Consider the following 17,990-nt stretch of genomic DNA (forward strand, 5'->3'; position numbering starts at 1 on the left):
CGCAGGGGCAGGCGAGGCGCTTGCGGCCGGCGCGGGGGAGGCCGATGGGGCCGGCGAGGGACTTGCCGAGGCGGCCGGCGCCGGGCTTGGCGTTGCCGGGCTCGGCGTCTGCGCCAGAACCTCAGGCAGGCCAAGCGACAAGGCCGCGACCGGGATCAGCGCGGCCAGAGCGAGACGACGAAACCTGAACATTTTATTCTCCCCAAGGCCTCGACTGCTAAGGCCTCAACTGCCAAGGCCTTAACCACCAAGGCCTAAATCCGTCTTTGCGCCCGACCGCGCCCGGTTCGCGCGAACGCGCCGTTCTAACACGCGGGCGCCAAATTCGTCCCATGACAGATGCGTCATGGCAGATCTCCCGGCAGGTCTCTTGGCGGATCTCTTGCCAGACCTCTGGCGACCGCCGGCAAAACACTGGCCAAGCCGGCAAGGATCGCCATATAAGACAGGCGAAATTCGGGAATTTTCATGAGCGCGCTGGCCAATCACGCATTTGCCAAGATGAACGGCATCGGCAACGAGATCGTCGTTGTCGACATGCGCGATTCCGCAGGCCGGGTGACGCCCGACGACGCCCGCGCGGTGGCCTCCGCGAATGGCGGCGTGGCCTATGACCAGCTCATGGTGCTGCAGAAGCCCCGGCTCGACGGCACCGAGGCCTTCATCAGCATCTACAACAATGACGGCTCGGAAGCCGGCGCCTGCGGCAACGGCATGCGCTGCGTGGTGCGGCGCATCTTCGAGAAGAACGGGCAGACCAATGCGACGTTCGAGACCGCGGCCGGCTTGCTCAATGCCTGGCAGGGCCCGGCGCCCGATCTCTACACCGTCGACATGGGCATGCCGAAGTTCGGCTGGCAGGACATCCCGTTGGCCGAAGAGTTCCGCGACACCCGCTACATCGAATTGCAGATCGGGCCGATCGACCATCCGATCCTGCATTCGCCTTCCGTGGTGAGCATGGGCAATCCGCACGCGATCTTCTGGGTCGACGACGTCAATGCCTACGATCTCGGCCGCTTCGGTCCGCTGCTGGAAAACCACCCGATCTTCCCGGAGCGCGCCAACATCACGCTCGCCCATATCGTCGATCCCGAGCACATCACGATCCGCACCTGGGAGCGCGGTGCCGGCCTGACCAGGGCGTGCGGCTCGGCGGCTTGCGCCACGGCGGTCGCCGCGGCCCGCCTGAAGCGGGCCGAGCGCAATGTCGAGATCACGCTGCCCGGCGGCAAGCTCGGCATCGAATGGCGCGAGCGCGACGACCACGTGCTGATGACGGGCACGGCGACCTTCGAATATGAGGGCCGCTTCGATCCGGCGCTGTTTGCGCCGGCCGCCTGATGGCCGTCGACATCGTCACTTTCGGCTGCCGCCTCAACGCCTTCGAGGCCGAGGTGATCCGCCGCGAAGCCGAAGCTGCGGGGCTCGAAGATACCATCGTCATCAACAGCTGCGCCGTCACCAACGAGGCGGTGGCGCAGGCGCGGCAATCGATCCGCAAATTGAAGCGTGAGCGCCCCTCAGCGCGCATCGTCGTCACCGGCTGCGCGGCGCAGACGCAAAGCGGCATGTTCGCTCGTATGGCCGAGGTCGATCGAATCGTCGGCAATGACGACAAGATGCGCAGCGAAGCGTGGCACGAGACCCGCAGCGCCTTTGACCTTGGCGCCAGCGAAAAAATCGCCGTCAGCGACATCATGGCGGTGAAGGAGATGGCGCCGCATCTGATCGACGGCTTTGCCAGCGGCCTGCCGCGCGTGTTCGTGCAGGTGCAGAACGGCTGCGATCATCGCTGCACCTTCTGCATCATTCCTTATGGCCGCGGCAATTCGCGCTCGGTGCCGATGGGCGCGGTGGTCGAGCAAGTCCGCAACCTCGTCGAGCGCGGCCATGCCGAGATCGTGCTGACCGGTGTCGACCTCACCAGCTATGGCGGTGATCTGCCCGGCGCGCCGAAACTCGGCATGCTGACGAAGCAGATATTGCGGCATGTGCCGGAGCTGAAGCGCCTGCGCATATCCTCGATCGATTCGATCGAGGCGGATGCCGATCTGCTCGATGCCATCGCCGATGATGCGCGGCTGATGCCGCACCTGCACCTGTCGCTGCAATCCGGCGACGACATGATCCTGAAGCGCATGAAACGGCGGCATTCGCGGCAGGATGCGATCGCATTCTGCGACCAGGTCCGCCGCCTGCGCCCCGACGTCGTCTTCGGTGCCGACATCATCGCGGGCTTCCCGACCGAGACGGACGAGATGTTTTTGCGATCGCTCGACCTCGTCGAGGCGTGCGGGCTGACATTCCTGCATGTCTTCCCCTATTCGTCGCGCCCCGGCACGCCGGCTGCAAGGATGCCCCAGGTTGCGGGCCGTGCGATCAAAGAGCGTGCGCGACGGCTGCGTGCGGCAGGCGAGGCGGCGCTGCGGCGAAGGCTGCAAGCCGAGATCGGCACGACGTGTGATGTGCTGATCGAGAGCGAGGGACAGGGGCGCACCGAGCACTATTTGCCGGTGGCGATTGCGGGCGAGCGTGTGGGCAGCGTCGTGCCGCTCGTGATTGCCGGCAGCGATGGCGAGCGGCTGACGGTGTGACTGTTCCCTTCTCCCCTTGCGGGAGAAGGTGGCGCGAAGCGCCGGATGAGGGGTTGCTTCAGCGAATTCCTGTGCGAGAGGTCACCCGCTGATGGAAACCCCTCACCCGTCTCGCCGCTATCGCGGCGAGCCACCCTCTCCCACAAGGGGAGAGGGAAGAAACGCGAAGCGCCGCATTCACGTCAAACGGAAGCTACGACGCCCGCACCTGCCAGAACCGCAGCGTCCGCTTTGCATTCTCCTGCGTCATCCGCGCGTAGTGTCCCTGCGCCCGCGCGAGGTCCGCCGGCTTCATCGCGCCGGTCGCAAAACGGCATTCGAGCACGGCGGTGGTGGTTTCCCAGCTCAGCTGCGCGGCCTTGCACGGCACCAGGAGGCCGTCGTCGCGCAGGCTCTGCATCAGCGGACGAATGACTTCGACGGTCGATCCGGACAGCGCCGCCAGGGCGGCTGCGGTCTCTTCATAGCGCCGCTGCCTGGCGAAGCCGAGCAACGTGGCCTCATTGAGCTGGCCGGTTGCCTTGAGCATCGCAATCGCGCGTTTGGCGCCCTCGAAATCGCGGACACCGGACATCTCGCGCTCGACGCCGACGGCGATGGCCGCGATCGCGCTCTGGATCTCCTCGAACAGATGGGGCGGCGCGCGCGACAACAGGCGGGCGCGGACGGCATCGGTCGCCGAGCGCAGCAATCCGCGGCGCAGCTCCGACGGCAGGTCGACGCGGACGCCGACGCTGACGGCAAGCTCGGGATCCGCCTCGGCCTGTCCAACCAGAAGCGCGAATCCATGTCCGGAGACTCGCGCGCCGGGATTGGCGGCGAGCCTGCGGCTGACGCTCGGATAGCGGCGCGCCAGCAATGCGTCGGTGACGATCTCCTTCAGCCACCAGCGGCCGGCGATCGCGAGCAGATGCGGCTCGCCCTTGGCTGAGGCGATCTTCACCAGCTCGCCGTCGTCGAGGCGGGCGGATTCCTGCAGCACGGGACCGGCGATGCGGATCTCGTCATTGCTGGCGAGGCGGCGAATCACGGAGGGCGGCGCTTGAGCTACCGGCGCCAGTTGCGCGCTGATCTCGGCGAGCGCGATGCGAGCGCCCATGTCGGCAATCGCGCGCAGTTCGATGGTGCCGATCAGGCGATCGAGCACCTCGTCGAACAGCGCGATCTGCTCGTCGTCGAAACTGCCGGCGGAGGAGAGGAACAGGTCGGTGACGCGTCGGGCTGTCGCAAGGCCCTTTTCCGGCGAGCCCGCGCGAATTGCGGATTCGACCTCGTCGATGATCGATAGCCCGGCCGTGGACATGACGCGTTGCTCGTCCTGAGCGGTTACAGAAGCTTGTTCTAAGCAACCGTCATCATGAGGGACGAGGACTGAAGGTTTCGTAAACCATGGGCGGGAGCGGCGAGCGTCCGCAAGATGCAGCCGCGGCGTCGGTGCGCTCCTTCCCCCGCTTGCGGGAGAGGTGCACCTTGCGGCGCCTATTCCCCATTCCAGCCGCAGGCCCTGAGCTTCTCGTGCATATGCGGCGGCGCCGGCGCCACGACGCGGACCGGCTCCTTGTTCCGGGAGATCGGCACCACGATCTCGCGGGAATGCAAATGCAGCTTCGGCTCGCCGAAGCGCGGGCCGTTGCCGTAAATGTTATCGCCGAAGATCGGCCAGCCTGTCGCTGACGAATGTACCCGCAATTGATGGGTCCGCCCCGTGACCGGTTCCATGGCGAGCCAGGTGAAACCGTCGCCGCGGCCCATCACCTTCCAATTGGTGATCGCCTTTTGCCCTTCCGGGTCCGGCTTCTGCCACCAGCCGCGCTCGGCATTGAGCCGGCCGAGCGGCATGTCGATGGTTCCTTCGTCTTCAGTGGGGCCGCCCTCGACCACGGTCCAGTAGGTCTTGCCGATCTTGCCATGCTTGAAGAGCAGGCCGAGCGAGGCGGTCGCCTTGCGATGGCGGCCGAGCACGAGGCAGCCGGAGGTGTCCTTGTCCAGCCGGTGGGCCAGCACCGGCGGCCGCGGCAGGCCGAAACGCAGCGCGTCGAAGGAATCCTCCAGGTTGGCGCCGCCCTTGGGGCCGCGATGCACGGGAAGGCCGGCCGGCTTGTCGATGATCAGCATCAGGCCGTCGCGATGGAGCACGCGGGCCATGATCTCGTCGGCGGACAATTGGGGAACATCGAGCAATTGCAGGACTTTCGGTCAAGTCTTTCGTTTGGAAGCCGGAACGGCTAACACACCGCCACCATGAACGATACCACGTCAGATCCCCCCAAGCTGAGCTGGTGGCGCCGCCTGTCCAACGGGCTGAAGCGCACCTCGTCCTCGCTCGGGACCGCGGTCGCCGACCTCGTCACCAAGCGCAAGCTGGACCGCGCCATGCTCGACGACATCGAGGACGTGCTGCTGCGCGCCGACCTCGGCACGTCAGTCGCAGTGCGGATCGCGGACGCCGTCGGCACCGGTCGCTACGACAAGGCGATCTCGGCCGACGAGGTCAAGGACGTCGTCGCGACCGAGGTCGAGAAGGTGCTGTCGCCGGTGGCAAAGCCGCTCGTGATCGACGCGGCGAGAAAGCCGTTCGTCATCCTCGTGGTCGGCGTCAACGGCTCCGGCAAGACCACCACGATCGGAAAGCTCTCGCAGAAATTCGCCTCCGAAGGCCGCAAGGTGATGCTGGCCGCCGGCGACACGTTTCGCGCGGCAGCGATCGAGCAGCTCAAGGTGTGGGGCGAGCGGACGAAGACGCCCGTCATCGCGGGGGCGCAGGGCTCGGATTCGGCGAGCCTCGCCTTCAACGCGCTCACCGCGGCGAAGGAGCAGGGCATCGACGTGCTCCTGATCGACACTGCCGGGCGTCTGCAAAACAAGGCCGAGCTGATGAACGAGCTCGAAAAGGTCGTGCGCGTCATCCGCAAGGTGGACGACACTGCGCCGCATGCCGTCCTGCTGGTGCTTGATGCTACCGTCGGCCAGAACGCGCTGTCGCAGGTCGAGGCGTTCCATCGCACCGCCGGGGTCACCGGCCTCGTGATGACCAAGCTCGACGGCACCGCGCGCGGCGGCATCCTGGTGGCGCTCGCGGAGAAATTCAAACTGCCGGTGCACTTCATCGGCGTCGGCGAAGGCGTCGACGATCTCGCGCCGTTCACCGCGCGCGACTTCGCCCGCGCCATCGCCGGAATCGAAAGCTAGAGATGGACAAGACCCAGCCGCATCCGCTGTTCAAGCTGGCGACCGAGCTCGGTCCGCTGCTCGTGTTCTTCTTCGTCAATGCGAAGTTCAATCTGTTCGCGGCAACCGGCGCCTTCATGGTCGCGATCGTGGCGGCGATGGCGGCGTCCTATGTGGTGACGCGCCATATCCCGATCATGGCGATCGTCACCGGCGTGATCGTGCTGGTGTTCGGCACGCTGACGCTGGTGCTGCACGACGAGACCTTCATCAAGCTCAAGCCGACCATCATCTACGGCCTGTTCGCCGCGATCCTCGGCGGCGGCCTGCTGTTCGGCCGCTCCTTCATCGCCGTGATGTTCGACCAGATGTTCAATCTGACGCCGCAGGGCTGGCGCATCCTGACCCTGCGCTGGGCGCTGTTCTTCGCCGGCATGGCCGTGCTGAACGAGATCATCTGGCGCACGCAAAGCACCGACTTCTGGGTGAACTTCAAGGTGTTCGGCGTCACCCCGCTGACCATGATCTTCGCCGTCGCCCAGATGCCGCTGACCAAGCGCTATCACCTCGAGCCGGTGTCACTGGAGGCCAGCGAAGCCGAAGCGGGGGACGTGAGCAAGGGGTAGCGGCCGGCTCCGGCCGGGGCCTCCAGTCACCACCCTCTATTCACGCTGACGTGCACTTCACGCGCGCAACTGCCCGGATCGAGCCACGCGTCCGGCGGGTTCCTTCATCGCTCTGTAACCGCAAGCTGAGATTCTTCAGCTCCGGACCTTGTCCGAACGGTCGCAGGCGATAGCCTCTGGTCGTGAAGAGAGGTTGGCACGCCGGAGGGCCCGGTGATGAGTGCAAAACAGGACCAGACCGCCGAACACCTGATTCAGTACCTCCGGCAACTCGCTCCGCAGGTCCGGCGCCGCCTGCTTGCCGAACTGGAGCGGCTGCACCTCCTCGGCGAGGACATCCCGCATTCCGAGCCGTTGATCGCGGCGCTGCGTGCCGAGTTTCGCAACACGGGCCCGAACCACTACCGCGTCGGAAATCCCTCACGTTACTTCTTCGAGCCGCTCGAGCCGGTGCTGGTGGACAGCGCGCCGGAACGGGCCAATAGCGGACAGATCGCCCGTGGATCGCTCGCACCGATCTGGAGCCTCGTGACCGAGCAATTGCTGCGCAGCATGGCCGCCGACTACATCGCCAACGCGACGAAGGCCATCTCTGCCGACAAGCAGTCCGAAGCGCGGCAGATGGCCCAGACGTTCCAGAAGAAGGTGCTGACCTCTCTCAACGGCCAGCTTGGGTCTGCCGAGGGCGCAGCCGGCATTCGCGAGGGGCTGATGGCCTATACCAGCTCCCATGCGACGTTCGATGACCTCAAGAAGATGCTGCGCTGTCTCGACCTGCAGCGGGAGCTCGACGAGTTTGCCCGTGCGCTTGCGCCGAAGATCGCCCGGCTCGAGGGCGCCAGCCTCGACAAGGTCCTTGGCCTCCTCAGCACGCTCAAGTCCAGGCGCGCCGATGCGGTGCCGTTCGCGCTCACGATCGTCGCAAGGCGCCTGGAAAGTCCGTGGGAGCTGCTGTCGCTCGCGACCGCGACATCAGACGACCGGGCTGCGGCGCGGATCGCGGCGGGCCCCTTCGCGATCGCGGTTTCGATGGTGCTCGATCAGATCGAGCAGAAGCACCACCTCCTGCTCTTCGCGCTCAGGAATAATCGCCCGGTGCGGGCCAGGGAGATCGTGAGCGAGATCTACCGGATCGAGCAGGCGCTGCGAACGCAGATCGAACTCAAGGGATCCGGCTGGGCCCAGCGCCTCGATGAGCTGATGACGGATGTCCAAGCCGCCGTCGACGCGGAGGTCAGCAGCATTCCCGGCGATCACCGGCACCTGACGCACATTCTGGAATCGCCGCGGCTGCGCCCGGACGATTCCTTCGGCCACAAGGTCGGCCATATCTTCGAGAAGGGCTGGGATGTCGTGGCTGGCCTGCTCGCGGGCCACACGGACCCGGCCCATCGTCGCGACAACGTGCCGTGAACTCACGCCCTCGGGCAGCTTGTCCGCGCCAGGTCAGCTTCCTGCCTTGAGCGCCTTCTCCAGCTCCGGCATCAGCACCGTCTTGAGGTTTTGCGCGGTGACCGGGCCGACCAGCTTGTAGACGATCGTGCCCTCGCGGCCGACGACGAAGGTTTCCGGCACGCCGTAGACGCCCCATTCGATCGAGGCGCGGCCGTTGGCGTCCACGCCGACGCGGCCGAACGGGTTGCCGTAGCGGCCGAGGAAGCGGCGCGCATTGTCGGCCGTGTCCTTGTAATTGATGCCGACCAGCTGGAAGCGCTTGTCTTTTGCCAGTTCGGTCAGAAGCGGTGCTTCGTCATGACACGGCACGCACCAGGACGCCCAGACATTGACGAGACTGACCTTGCCCTTGAACGCGGCGGGATCGAGCCCCGGCACGTGCGCGTTGTCGGCCTGCAATCCCTCGAGTGGCGGCAGCACGGTCTGCGGCACCGGACGACCGATCAGCGCGGAGGGGATCCGCGAGATATCGCCGCTGCCGAGCCGGAACCAGAACAGCAGCGCAAGTCCGATGAAGGCGATCAGCGGCAGCACCATCAGGAAGGTGCGGCGCTGCGGCGGCGCGGAGGCAGGTTGATCAGTCATCGCAATTCCGTCGCGCTGCGGCCGGAACGGCGCGTGATGCCGCGCTCCTCCAGCTCGCGCAGGCGCTGCGTCTGGTTGCGATGGTCGAGCGCGATCCAGCCGATCAGGATCGCGACCACGAGGGCCGCGGCGGCATAGGACGTCACGATGAAGGAGGCATAGGGACCCAGCGACATGATCATGCGGCCCCGACTTCGTTCGACGCGTTTTGTCCGCGCGCGCCGGCACCGATCTCGCTCGAGAACGCGACACGGCTCGCCTGCATCATCTGCAGCGAGCGGACGCGGCGGCGCAGGATCTCGTTGCGCATCGCGGCCAGATGCAGCGTGACGAACAGCAGCGTGAAGGCGATCGCCATCACCAGCAGCGGAATCAGGAAGGATTTGTCGAGGGCCGATCCGCCCATGCGCATCACCGAGGCGGGCTGGTGCAGCGTGTTCCACCAGTCGACGGAGAATTTGATGATCGGCAAATTGATAGCGCCGACCAGGGTCAGCACCGCGGCGGCGCGGGCCGCGCGCGAGGGATCGTCGACCGCGCGCCACAGCGCCATCAGGCCGAGATACATCAAAAATAGAATCAGCACCGAGGTGAGCCGCGCGTCCCATTCCCAATAGGTGCCCCACATCGGCCGGCCCCACAGCGAGCCCGTGAGCAGCGCGAGGAAGGTGAAGGCGGCGCCGATCGGCGCGGCCGCCTTGGCGGCGACGTCGGCGAGCGGATGACGCCACACCAGCGTGCCCAGCGAGGCGATGCTCATCACGCCCCAGACGAACATCGACAGCCAGGCATTGGGCACGTGGATGAACATGATCTTCACCGTCGCGCCCTGCTGGTAGTCGTCGGGTGCGAGCGCGGCTTGATAGAGACCGATCGCGAGCAGGACGACGGTTGCGGCCGCAAGCCACGGCAGGACCCGCGCTGTCAGCGCGAGGAACCGCGTGGGGTTGGCGAGGTCGATCAGTGTCATGGTACCCTGATAATCGTCGATGGCCGCTCAGGCAATCAGCACGAAAGCGAGGGACGAAAGTTGATCGGGGTCAAGGTCGGCCGAGCCCATCCTAATCAAGTCCATGCCGCAGGCTCGCCGCGGCTGCGAAGGGGCCGATCACGAGGCTGACCAGCGACAGCGCGCACAGGATCGAGAACGGCGCGCCGAAGGTCATCGGGCCGACGATCACGGCCTGCGAGGCCGCCACGCCGAAAATCAGCACGGGAATCGACAGCGGCAGCACCAGCACCGCCATCAGCAGCCCGCCGCGGTGCAGCGTCACCGCCAGCGCCGCGCCGATCATGCCGGTAAACGTCAGCGCCGGGGTACCCGCCAGAAGCGTCAGCGCCACCGCGCCGGTCGCGACCATGTCGAGGTTGAGCAGGAGGCCGAGCACGGGGGTTGCGACAATCAGCGGCAGGCCGGCGGCCAGCCAATGCGCCAGTGCCTTGGCGGCACAGGCGAGTTCCAGCGGCGTCCGGCTCATTGTAATCAGGTCGAGCGAGCCGTCCTCGTGGTCGGCCATGAACAGCCGGTCGAGGGTGAGCAGGCTCGCCAGCAGCGCCCCGAGCCAGAGGATGGCCGGCCCCAGCCGCGATAGCAGCGCCAGATCGGGCCCCACTGCGAACGGCATCAGCACCACCACGGTCAGGAAGAACAGCACCCCGATCAGCGCCCCGCCGCCGACGCGGAGCGCGATCCGGATGTCCCGGCGGATGATGGCGGACAGGGCGGTCATGAGGTGGCCCTTCTGGCGAAGCGGCCATGGGAGTCGGGCTGGCGCTGCGGGGACGGTGCGCTCCCTCCCCCGCCTGCGGGGGAGGGGTGGGGAGAGGGTATCTCGGCAACGAAGATTCCCCCTGAGGATAGAACCCTCACCCGGCGCCATGGCCGATGCAAAGCATCGGCGTTTTCTAGGGACGCCGGCCAGGGGCCGCCTATGCCGGCCTCTCCCGCAAGCAGGGAAGGCGAGGGGACGGAGCGGCCGCCACCTGGCCGCTTGGAAAGCTGAGGGTGGGGCCGCATCACGCCACACCCCCAATCCGCAGCTCCCGCGACTCAATCCCCAACGGCGCGTGGGTCGCCGCGACGATCATGCCGCCGCGTGACAGGTGCTCGCGCATCAGGCCGCCGAACATGTCCTGTCCCGCCACATCCAGCGCGTTGGTCGGCTCGTCCAAGAGCCAGACCGGGCGGCGGACAGTCAGCAGGCGCGCCAGCGACAGGCGGCGGCGCTGGCCGGCCGACAGGAAGCCGGCGGGCAGGTGGGTGGCGTGCGCGAGGCCGACGATGGCGAGGCTCTCGGCGAAGTCAAAACGCTCGCCGCCGAGAAATTCGGCCCAAAAGGTCAGGTTTTCGGCCACGCTGAGCGCCGGCTTGAGGGCATCGCGATGGCCGAGATAGTGGCACTGCTCGGGCAACGTCAGCTCGGGATCGCCGCCCGCCAGCGCGATCTTGCCATCCGCCGGCACGAGCAGGCCGGCGATCAGCCGCAGCAGCGAGGTCTTGCCCGATCCGTTGCGGCCGACGACTGCCACGGCCTCGCCGGAGACCGCGGCGAAATCGAGCCCGGCGAACACCTGGCGGCCGCCCCGCACGCAGGCGACCCCGTGTCCGGAGAGCTGCATCTCGCCTCGTTTCAGGTCACTCAAAGCCGGGCCTCAGGAAAACTTGGGGTAGCGCATGGGAATTTTTGGCTGGCGGTTGCTGCGGCACGATTGTGGCTGTGGCGGCGCGGTTAGAAAGCTTCTATAAGCCCGGAACTACTTGATGCAGCAACTCAACCTGCCCCCGCAAGCGGCCCAGCCTAGATGTGCTGACGGTGTTAAAATACCCTGCCGGGTATAACTAACAATTGGGATTTCCTACATGACCTCGCTCGACAGCTTCAAATGCAAAAAGACCCTCAAGGTCGGCGCCAAGACCTATGTCTATTACAGCCTGCCCACGGCCGAGAAGAATGGTCTGAAGGGAATTTCCAAACTTCCCTACTCGATGAAGGTCCTGCTCGAGAACCTGCTGCGCAACGAGGACGGCCGTTCGGTCAAGAAAGAGGACATCGTCGCCGTCTCGAAATGGCTGCGCAAGAAGTCGCTGGAGCATGAAATTGCGTTCCGCCCGGCGCGCGTGCTGATGCAGGACTTCACCGGCGTGCCCGCGGTGGTCGATCTCGCCGCGATGCGCAACGCGATGCAGAAGCTCGGCGGCGACGCCGAGAAGATCAATCCGCTGGTGCCGGTCGACCTCGTCATCGACCATTCCGTGATCGTGAACTTCTTCGGCGACAACAAGGCTTTCGGCAAGAACGTCACCGAAGAGTACAAGCAGAACCAGGAGCGCTACGAGTTCCTGAAGTGGGGCCAGAAGGCGTTCTCGAACTTCTCCGTCGTGCCGCCCGGCACCGGCATCTGCCACCAGGTCAATCTCGAATATCTCTCCCAGACGGTGTGGACCAAGAAGGAGAAGATGACGGTCGGCAAGAAGACCGGCACCTTCGAGGTCGCATACCCTGACTCGCTGGTCGGCACCGACTCCCACACCACAATGGTCAACGGTCTGGCCGTGCTCGGCTGGGGCGTCGGCGGCATCGAGGCGGAAGCCTGCATGCTCGGCCAGCCGCTGTCGATGCTGCTGCCCAACGTCGTCGGCTTCAAGCTGAAGGGTGCGATGAAGGAAGGCGTCACCGCGACCGACCTCGTGCTGACAGTCACGCAGATGCTGCGCAAGCTCGGCGTGGTCGGCAAGTTCGTCGAGTTCTTCGGCCCCGGTCTCGACAATCTCTCGGTCGCCGACAAGGCGACGATCGCCAACATGGCGCCCGAATATGGCGCGACCTGCGGCTTCTTCCCGGTCGATGCCGCCGCGATCGACTACCTCAAGACGTCGGGGCGCGCCGCGCCGCGCGTCGCGCTTGTGCAGGCCTATGCCAAGGCGCAAGGGCTGTTCCGCACCGCCAAGTCGCCCGATCCGGTGTTCACGGAAACGCTGACGCTCGATCTTGCCGACGTCGTGCCGTCGATGGCCGGTCCGAAGCGCCCCGAAGGCCGCATCGCGCTGCCCTCGGTCGCCGAAGGCTTTTCGCTCGCGCTCGGCACGGAATACAAGAAGGCCGAGGAGCCCAACAAGCGCTTTGCCGTCGAGGGCAAGGATTTCGAGATCGGCCATGGCGACGTCGTGATCGCCGCCATCACCTCCTGCACCAACACCTCGAACCCGAGCGTGCTGATCGGCGCCGGCCTCTTGGCCCGTAACGCCGCCGCGAAGGGCTTGAAGGCAAAACCGTGGGTGAAGACCTCGCTCGCCCCGGGCAGCCAGGTCGTCGCGGGCTATCTCGCCGATTCCGGCCTGCAGAAGGATCTCGACAAGGTCGGCTTCAACCTTGTCGGCTTCGGCTGCACCACCTGCATCGGCAATTCCGGTCCGCTGCCCGAGGAGATATCGAAGTCGATCAACGACAACGGCATCGTCGCCGCCGCCGTGCTCTCCGGCAACCGCAACTTCGAAGGCCGCGTCTCGCCCGACGTGCAGGCGAACTATCTCGCTTCGCCCCCGCTGGTCGTCGCCCATGCGCTCGCGGGCAGCGTCACCAAGAATCTCGCGGTCGAGCCGATCGGCGAGGGCAAGGACGGCAAGCCGGTGTACCTCAAGGACATCTGGCCCACGACGAAGGAAATCAACGCCTTCATGAAGAAGTTCGTGACCTCGACGATCTTCAAGAAGAAGTATGCCGACGTGTTCAAGGGCGACGCCAACTGGCGCAAGATCAAGACGGTCGAGAGCGAGACCTATCGCTGGAATATGTCTTCGACCTACGTGCAGAACCCGCCCTATTTCGACGGCATGAAGAAGGAGCCGGAGCCGGTCACCGACATCGTCGAGGCGCGCATCCTCGCCATGTTCGGCGACAAGATCACCACCGACCACATCTCGCCGGCCGGTTCGATCAAGCTCACCTCGCCCGCGGGCAAATATCTCAGCGAGCACCAGGTGCGTCCCGCCGACTTCAACCAGTACGGCACGCGCCGCGGCAACCACGAAGTGATGATGCGCGGCACCTTCGCCAACATCCGCATCAAGAACTTCATGCTGAAGGGCGCTGACGGCAACATTCCGGAAGGCGGTCTCACCAAGCACTGGCCCGACGGCGAGCAGATGTCGATCTACGACGCCGCGATGAAGTACCAGCAGGAGCAGGTGCCGCTGGTGGTGTTCGCCGGCGCCGAATACGGCAACGGCTCCTCGCGCGACTGGGCTGCCAAGGGCACGCGCCTGCTCGGCGTGCGCGCCGTGATCTGCCAGAGCTTCGAGCGCATCCATCGCTCCAACCTGGTCGGTATGGGCGTGCTGCCGCTGACCTTCGAGGAAGGCACCTCCTGGTCGTCGCTCGGCCTGAAGGGCGACGAGAAGGTCACGCTGCGCGGCCTGCAGGGCGACCTCAAGCCGCGTCAGAAGCTCACCGCGGAGATCGTCTCCGGCGACGGCTCGTTGCAGCGCGTTTCGCTGCTCTGCCGCATCGATACGCTGGACGAGCTCGACTACTACCGCAACGGCGGTATCCTGCACTACGTGCTGCGCAAGCTCGCGGCCTAAGCGCGGATTTGTGAACGGTGGCTCACTGCGAAGTGAGTAGAAGGTTAAATGAAGGCGGCCTATCACAAGGCCGCCTTTCATGCGTTTGCGGCACGTTCGGATGGACCCGCGCGGCGGAAAACGGTCTTTGGACGGTTATCTGGACGGATGAAGTATCGTGCCCCGTAAGACTACGGTGACCATCAGGCGATAAGATCCCCCTCCACGAGTGACGGTGTGTGACGTTCGACATGACAACAATGACGGCTTCTCATCTGGTTTCACGTTGGTCCGGTGCCCTCTGGTCGAGTGCTCTCGGCCTTTGTGCCATCGTCGCCGTCGTCGTTCCCGCCTCTGCCGATCCCCGCGCCGTTGTCGAATTGTTCACCTCGCAAGGCTGCTCCTCCTGTCCGCCCGCCGATCAGATCATCGGCGATCTCTCCAAGGATCCGTCGATCATCGCGCTGAGCATGCCGATCGATTATTGGGACTATCTCGGCTGGAAGGACACGCTGGCGGATTCGCGCTTCTCTGCACGACAGCGTGCCTATTCGAAGATGCGCGGCGACCGCGAGGTCTACACCCCGCAGGTCGTGGTCAACGGCTCGACCCATGTCATCGGCAGCGACCGTACCAGCATCGAGAATGCGATCGGCAAGACCGACAAGGGTGTGGGCGTGATGAGCGTGCCGGTGACGATGTCGCTCGCGGGCAAGCAGATCAACGTCTCGGTGGCCGCGAGCAAAGAGCCGGCCGTCTCGCATGGCGAGGTCTGGATCTGCTCGATCGCCAAGTCGGTCCCGATCGCAATCACCCGCGGCGAGAATCGCGGGCAGCAGGTCACCTATCACAACGTGGTGCGCAACCTGCTCAAGGTCGGTGACTGGACCGGACGTTCGGAAAGCTGGACGGTGCCGATCGAGAATTTGACGCGCGACGGCGTCGACGGCGCGGTGGTCTACGTCCAGGACGGCAGCCGCGAGCGGCCGGGTCCGATGCTCGGCGCGGCGTACACGTCGCTGCATTGAAGTAAGCACAGCATCTCGGCAATTGTTGCTCGTCATTCCGGGGCACGCGAAGCGCGAGCTAGGGTGCGCAATTGCGCACCTGAGAATCCATCTATCCATGGACAAGCTGAGGAATGGATTCTCAGATGCGCAATTGCGCATCGTAGTTCGCGCAAGAGGCGCGCCTCGGAATGACAGCGCGCCAGCAACATCCCGACACAAACAAAAAAGGACCAACTTGCGTTGGCCCTCCTTGTCGTGCGTACAGACCCGATCCTGTTCGACCCCGGGGGGCTGGGGGCTGAGGAATCCGGAACCGAAAGGACCGGGTCAACGCACATGAATCTTTTCGCAGTGCAGGGCGGCAGTCGCTAGGCGGAAAAGCGGCGAGACTATGATTCCTTCTAACGATCCCGTGACGGTTTGCCGCGACAGAGTTCCACCTTTGCGTGTGCCCGGCATCGCACCTGATTCGATCGGTTGAATGAAGGAAGGACGAGTTCCATCAAGAGCCTTGCGGCGAGGGACGGATGGCGCAATCATACCATTGTCATGATCCGGTTCCGGGGACGGTTCGCGGACGGGTTCAAGTCATGCGATGAGGAGGCTCTCCATGAGTCTGATGTCGGAGGATGCCGATCCGAGCGAGCAGCGCGCGGCGGCGCGCCCCGCCGCTGCGAATGCGCAACAACTGAGCCGGGTGACGTTCAACCGGCTCGAGCTGCACCGCATTCTCAATCTCTACGGCCGCATGGTCGCCGACGGCGAGTGGCGCGATTACGCCATCGACTTCCTGAAGGACCGCGCGGTGTTCTCGGTCTATCGCCGTGCCTCGGAAGTGCCGATCTATCGCATCGAGAAGGATCCACGGCTGGCGCGCAAGCAGGGCATGTACAGCGTGATCTCGGCGACGGGCCTGATCCTGCGCCGCGGCCACGAGCTCGAGCGCGTGCTGCTGGTGATCGACCGGAAACTGGCGGTGGTGTAGCCACTGACCCCGTTGCCCGAATGGAGCGAAGCGCAATCCGGGCCGTTGTAGCAGCGGATGGACCTGTCCCGGATTGCGCTTCGCTCCCTCCGGGCTACAAGAGCTTCCTACTTCCCCGGCACCGTGCTCGCGCCCTCGCCGAGGTCGCGCTGCATCATCACCGTGTCCAGCCAGCGGCCGAATTTCAGCCCGACATTGCGATGCGTGCCGATCATCTTGAAGCCGCCCTTGGTGTGCACGCCGATCGAGCCGGCATTGGCGGAATCGCCGATCACCGCGATCATCTGGCGAAAGCCGCGCGCCTCGCATTCGGCGACCAGCCGCTCCAGCAACGCTGAGCCGACGCCGCGGCGATGGAAGGCGGGATCGAGATAGATCGAGTTCTCGACCGTGAAGCGATAGGCCGGCCGCGGCCGGTAGGCGCCGGCATAGGCATAGCCGGCAACGCGGCCGTCGAGCATGGCGACGAAATAGGGATAGCCGCCATCGACAAGCGCGCGATAGCGGCGCGTCATCTCCGAGAGGTCGGGCGGCTCCAGCTCGAACGTGGCGGTGCCCTCGCGGACGGCCTGCTGGTAGATGGCGGTGATGGCGGGAAGGTCGGCCTCGGTTGTGGGCCGGATGTCTGCTGCAGTCATGGGGCGAAGATTAAAGCGTTCCCGGGACGGCTGGAAGGGGCGAACGGCCTTTCCACGTCGTCATTGCGAGCGAAGCGAAGCAATCCAGAAATGCATCTGCGGAGGGACTCTGGATTGCTTCGCGGACTTCGTAATGAAGGGAAAGGCATCTCTTGTAGCCCGGATGGAGCGCAGCGAAATCGGGACAGGTATATCGGCTGATGCGACGTTCCCGGATTGCGCTGCGCTTCATCCGGGCTACGGGAACGGTGCTCCCGCCCAAACAAAAACCCCGGCCTTTCGGCCGGGGTTCGTGTCGTTCGCTCTGTCCGTCGCTTAGTCGCGCTGGCCGAGCAGCTGCAGCAGCAGCGTGAACAGGTTGATGAAGTTCAGGTACAGCGACAGGGCGCCGGTGATGGCCGCACGCTCTGCGATGTCACCGCCGGCCGAGGCATAGCCGTAGATGTAGTCGTTCTTCAGCCGCTGGGTGTCCCAGGCGGTGAGGCCCGCGAACACCAGCACGCCGACCACCGACACGATGAACTGCAGCATCGAGCTCGCCAGGAACAGGTTCACCAGGCTCGCGATGATGATGCCGATCAGGCCCATGAACAGGAACGAGCCCATGCCGGTCAGGTCACGCTTGGTGGTGTAGCCGTAGAGGCTCAGCGCACCGAAGGTCGCCGCGGTGATGAAGAACACCCGCACGATCGAGGTGTGGGTGAACACCAGGAAGATCGACGACAGCGAGATGCCCATCAGCGCCGCGAACACCCAGAACAGGATCTGGGCCGTCGAGGGCGCGAGACGGTTGATGCCCGCCGAGATCACGAACACCATGGCCAGCGGCGCGAGCATGAACAGCCATTTCAGCGGGCTGACGAACATCGCGTAGCCGAACGGCGTCAGGAACAGCTTGCCGACGCGGACGGATTCCGCCGTCGGAACGTCGGTCACGGCAGCCATGTAGACGCCGAGCGCGGCCAGGCCGGTGATGGCGAGGCCGATGCTCATGTAGTTGTAGATGCGCAGCATGTAGGCGCGCAGGCCGGCATCGACCGTCGCGGCGTCAACACGCCCGGCGGCCCTGCCGAAAGGAGAAGCGTAGTTACGGTCTAGGTCCGACATGGTCGAATTCCCGTTGGTTGGTCCGGTCCGGCACTGGGGTCGCCGTGCCGCCGGTTCGTCAAACTCTATCTCGGATACCGATGCCAACCGACTAAATTTTGGCTAACAATCGGGGCTCCGAACCCACTCGATATGTGGGAAACTAACACATTCGCTGCAACCTTCCACGCGCGGCTGAATGTCGCCCTTGGCGGCAATCCTGACGCGAACCTGACGAGCAGTCGTGGTTAATCGCGGGAATCGTGCGATTCCGCATCAA

Annotated in this window: 17 protein-coding genes and 1 pseudogene; 8 read left to right on the forward strand and 10 right to left on the reverse strand. The window is 65.1% G+C overall.

Annotated elements, in window-relative coordinates:
- Positions 1 to 192 (reverse strand): annotated as a pseudogene (locus RPS27_RS10075) (AraC family transcriptional regulator); the annotation flags it as partial.
- 276 nt (positions 193 to 468) lie between these two features.
- Between RPS27_RS10075 and dapF the strand changes: the two are divergent.
- Entirely contained in the window at positions 469 to 1,344 is an 876-nt protein-coding gene (gene dapF, locus RPS27_RS10080; RefSeq protein ID WP_212068942.1) for a diaminopimelate epimerase, read from the forward strand.
- Positions 1,344 to 2,597, forward strand: a complete 1,254-nt coding sequence (mtaB, locus tag RPS27_RS10085) for a tRNA (N(6)-L-threonylcarbamoyladenosine(37)-C(2))-methylthiotransferase MtaB (protein ID WP_212068943.1) — start codon at positions 1,344 to 1,346, stop codon at positions 2,595 to 2,597. The genes dapF and mtaB overlap by 1 nt, the downstream gene beginning before the upstream one ends.
- Before the next feature lie 193 nt (positions 2,598 to 2,790).
- On the opposite strand, the gene RPS27_RS10090 is transcribed toward mtaB, so the two are convergent.
- Positions 2,791 to 3,900, reverse strand: a complete 1,110-nt coding sequence (locus tag RPS27_RS10090) for a DUF2336 domain-containing protein (protein WP_313753983.1) — start codon at positions 3,898 to 3,900, stop codon at positions 2,791 to 2,793.
- A 176-nt stretch (positions 3,901 to 4,076) separates the two neighbouring features.
- Positions 4,077 to 4,778, reverse strand: coding sequence for an RluA family pseudouridine synthase (locus RPS27_RS10095; protein ID WP_249132412.1), 702 nt, complete (start codon positions 4,776 to 4,778; stop codon positions 4,077 to 4,079).
- A 60-nt stretch (positions 4,779 to 4,838) separates the two neighbouring features.
- On the opposite strand from RPS27_RS10095, the gene ftsY reads away from it, so the two are divergent.
- The 3 genes from ftsY (at position 4,839) to RPS27_RS10110 (ending at position 7,804) form a co-directional block, all read left to right on the forward strand.
- Positions 4,839 to 5,786, forward strand: a complete 948-nt coding sequence (gene ftsY / locus RPS27_RS10100) for a signal recognition particle-docking protein FtsY (RefSeq protein ID WP_212068945.1) — start codon at positions 4,839 to 4,841, stop codon at positions 5,784 to 5,786.
- A gap of 2 nt (positions 5,787 to 5,788) precedes the next feature.
- Positions 5,789 to 6,391 carry a septation protein A gene (locus RPS27_RS10105; protein ID WP_194405420.1) on the forward strand — a complete coding sequence of 201 codons (603 nt, stop codon included), beginning with the start codon at positions 5,789 to 5,791 and terminating at the stop codon, positions 6,389 to 6,391.
- A 216-nt stretch (positions 6,392 to 6,607) separates the two neighbouring features.
- The gene (locus RPS27_RS10110) at positions 6,608 to 7,804 is read left to right on the forward strand and encodes a hypothetical protein (protein WP_212068946.1); all 1,197 of its coding nucleotides are present in this window, start codon (positions 6,608 to 6,610) and stop codon (positions 7,802 to 7,804) included.
- A gap of 33 nt (positions 7,805 to 7,837) precedes the next feature.
- Here the strand turns inward: RPS27_RS10110 and RPS27_RS10115 are convergent, their stop codons facing one another.
- From RPS27_RS10115 to ccmA, 5 genes are all read right to left on the reverse strand, one after another.
- Positions 7,838 to 8,431, reverse strand: coding sequence for a DsbE family thiol:disulfide interchange protein (locus tag RPS27_RS10115; RefSeq protein WP_211415086.1), 594 nt, complete (start codon positions 8,429 to 8,431; stop codon positions 7,838 to 7,840).
- Positions 8,428 to 8,613: a heme exporter protein CcmD gene (gene ccmD / locus RPS27_RS10120; protein WP_194405423.1), complete on the reverse strand. Its 186-nt coding sequence runs from the start codon at positions 8,611 to 8,613 to the stop codon at positions 8,428 to 8,430. The genes RPS27_RS10115 and ccmD overlap by 4 nt, the downstream gene beginning before the upstream one ends.
- On the reverse strand, positions 8,610 to 9,401 hold the full coding sequence (locus RPS27_RS10125; RefSeq protein WP_194405424.1) for a heme ABC transporter permease: 792 nt from the start codon (positions 9,399 to 9,401) through the stop codon (positions 8,610 to 8,612). The genes ccmD and RPS27_RS10125 overlap by 4 nt, the downstream gene beginning before the upstream one ends.
- Positions 9,402 to 9,492: 91 nt before the next feature.
- Positions 9,493 to 10,161 carry a heme exporter protein CcmB gene (gene ccmB / locus RPS27_RS10130; RefSeq protein ID WP_211415085.1) on the reverse strand — a complete coding sequence of 223 codons (669 nt, stop codon included), beginning with the start codon at positions 10,159 to 10,161 and terminating at the stop codon, positions 9,493 to 9,495.
- 286 nt (positions 10,162 to 10,447) lie between these two features.
- Positions 10,448 to 11,050 (reverse strand): heme ABC exporter ATP-binding protein CcmA, encoded by a 603-nt coding sequence (ccmA, locus tag RPS27_RS10135; protein WP_211415084.1) that lies wholly within the window; start codon positions 11,048 to 11,050, stop codon positions 10,448 to 10,450.
- Between the two features lie 241 nt (positions 11,051 to 11,291).
- On the opposite strand from ccmA, the gene acnA reads away from it, so the two are divergent.
- The 3 genes from acnA to RPS27_RS10150 all read left to right on the forward strand — a co-directional run bounded on the left by acnA (position 11,292) and on the right by RPS27_RS10150 (position 15,986).
- On the forward strand, positions 11,292 to 14,012 hold the full coding sequence (gene acnA / locus RPS27_RS10140) for an aconitate hydratase AcnA (protein WP_212068947.1): 2,721 nt from the start codon (positions 11,292 to 11,294) through the stop codon (positions 14,010 to 14,012).
- Between the two features lie 230 nt (positions 14,013 to 14,242).
- Positions 14,243 to 15,019, forward strand: coding sequence for a DUF1223 domain-containing protein (locus RPS27_RS10145; RefSeq protein WP_194405427.1), 777 nt, complete (start codon positions 14,243 to 14,245; stop codon positions 15,017 to 15,019).
- Positions 15,020 to 15,611: 592 nt separating this feature from the next.
- Positions 15,612 to 15,986 (forward strand): DUF2794 domain-containing protein, encoded by a 375-nt coding sequence (locus RPS27_RS10150; RefSeq protein WP_194405428.1) that lies wholly within the window; start codon positions 15,612 to 15,614, stop codon positions 15,984 to 15,986.
- Between the two features lie 107 nt (positions 15,987 to 16,093).
- On the opposite strand, the gene RPS27_RS10155 is transcribed toward RPS27_RS10150, so the two are convergent.
- Together RPS27_RS10155 and RPS27_RS10160 are read right to left on the reverse strand one after the other, a co-directional pair.
- On the reverse strand, positions 16,094 to 16,624 hold the full coding sequence (locus tag RPS27_RS10155) for a GNAT family N-acetyltransferase (RefSeq protein WP_211415081.1): 531 nt from the start codon (positions 16,622 to 16,624) through the stop codon (positions 16,094 to 16,096).
- Positions 16,625 to 16,939: 315 nt separating this feature from the next.
- The gene (locus RPS27_RS10160) at positions 16,940 to 17,731 is read right to left on the reverse strand and encodes a Bax inhibitor-1/YccA family protein (protein WP_018318880.1); all 792 of its coding nucleotides are present in this window, start codon (positions 17,729 to 17,731) and stop codon (positions 16,940 to 16,942) included.
- Between the last annotated feature and the right edge of the window lie 259 nt (positions 17,732 to 17,990).

Source organism: Bradyrhizobium sp. WYCCWR 12699 (assembly GCF_032144035.1).
GTDB lineage: Bacteria > Pseudomonadota > Alphaproteobacteria > Rhizobiales > Xanthobacteraceae > Bradyrhizobium.

Coding starts and splice junctions, on each gene's coding strand:
- dapF (WP_212068942.1), top strand. CDS start 469: ATGAGCGCGCTGGCCAATCACGCATTTGCCAAGATGAACGGCATCGGC.
- mtaB (WP_212068943.1), top strand. CDS start 1,344: ATGGCCGTCGACATCGTCACTTTCGGCTGCCGCCTCAACGCCTTCGAG.
- RPS27_RS10090 (WP_313753983.1), bottom strand. CDS start 3,900: ATGTCCACGGCCGGGCTATCGATCATCGACGAGGTCGAATCCGCAATT.
- ftsY (WP_212068945.1), top strand. CDS start 4,839: ATGAACGATACCACGTCAGATCCCCCCAAGCTGAGCTGGTGGCGCCGC.
- RPS27_RS10105 (WP_194405420.1), top strand. CDS start 5,789: ATGGACAAGACCCAGCCGCATCCGCTGTTCAAGCTGGCGACCGAGCTC.
- RPS27_RS10110 (WP_212068946.1), top strand. CDS start 6,608: ATGAGTGCAAAACAGGACCAGACCGCCGAACACCTGATTCAGTACCTC.
- RPS27_RS10115 (WP_211415086.1), bottom strand. CDS start 8,431: ATGACTGATCAACCTGCCTCCGCGCCGCCGCAGCGCCGCACCTTCCTG.
- ccmD (WP_194405423.1), bottom strand. CDS start 8,613: ATGATCATGTCGCTGGGTCCCTATGCCTCCTTCATCGTGACGTCCTAT.
- RPS27_RS10125 (WP_194405424.1), bottom strand. CDS start 9,401: ATGACACTGATCGACCTCGCCAACCCCACGCGGTTCCTCGCGCTGACA.
- ccmB (WP_211415085.1), bottom strand. CDS start 10,161: ATGACCGCCCTGTCCGCCATCATCCGCCGGGACATCCGGATCGCGCTC.
- ccmA (WP_211415084.1), bottom strand. CDS start 11,050: ATGCAGCTCTCCGGACACGGGGTCGCCTGCGTGCGGGGCGGCCGCCAG.
- acnA (WP_212068947.1), top strand. CDS start 11,292: ATGACCTCGCTCGACAGCTTCAAATGCAAAAAGACCCTCAAGGTCGGC.
- RPS27_RS10145 (WP_194405427.1), top strand. CDS start 14,243: ATGACAACAATGACGGCTTCTCATCTGGTTTCACGTTGGTCCGGTGCC.
- RPS27_RS10150 (WP_194405428.1), top strand. CDS start 15,612: ATGAGTCTGATGTCGGAGGATGCCGATCCGAGCGAGCAGCGCGCGGCG.
- RPS27_RS10155 (WP_211415081.1), bottom strand. CDS start 16,624: ATGACTGCAGCAGACATCCGGCCCACAACCGAGGCCGACCTTCCCGCC.
- RPS27_RS10160 (WP_018318880.1), bottom strand. CDS start 17,731: ATGTCGGACCTAGACCGTAACTACGCTTCTCCTTTCGGCAGGGCCGCC.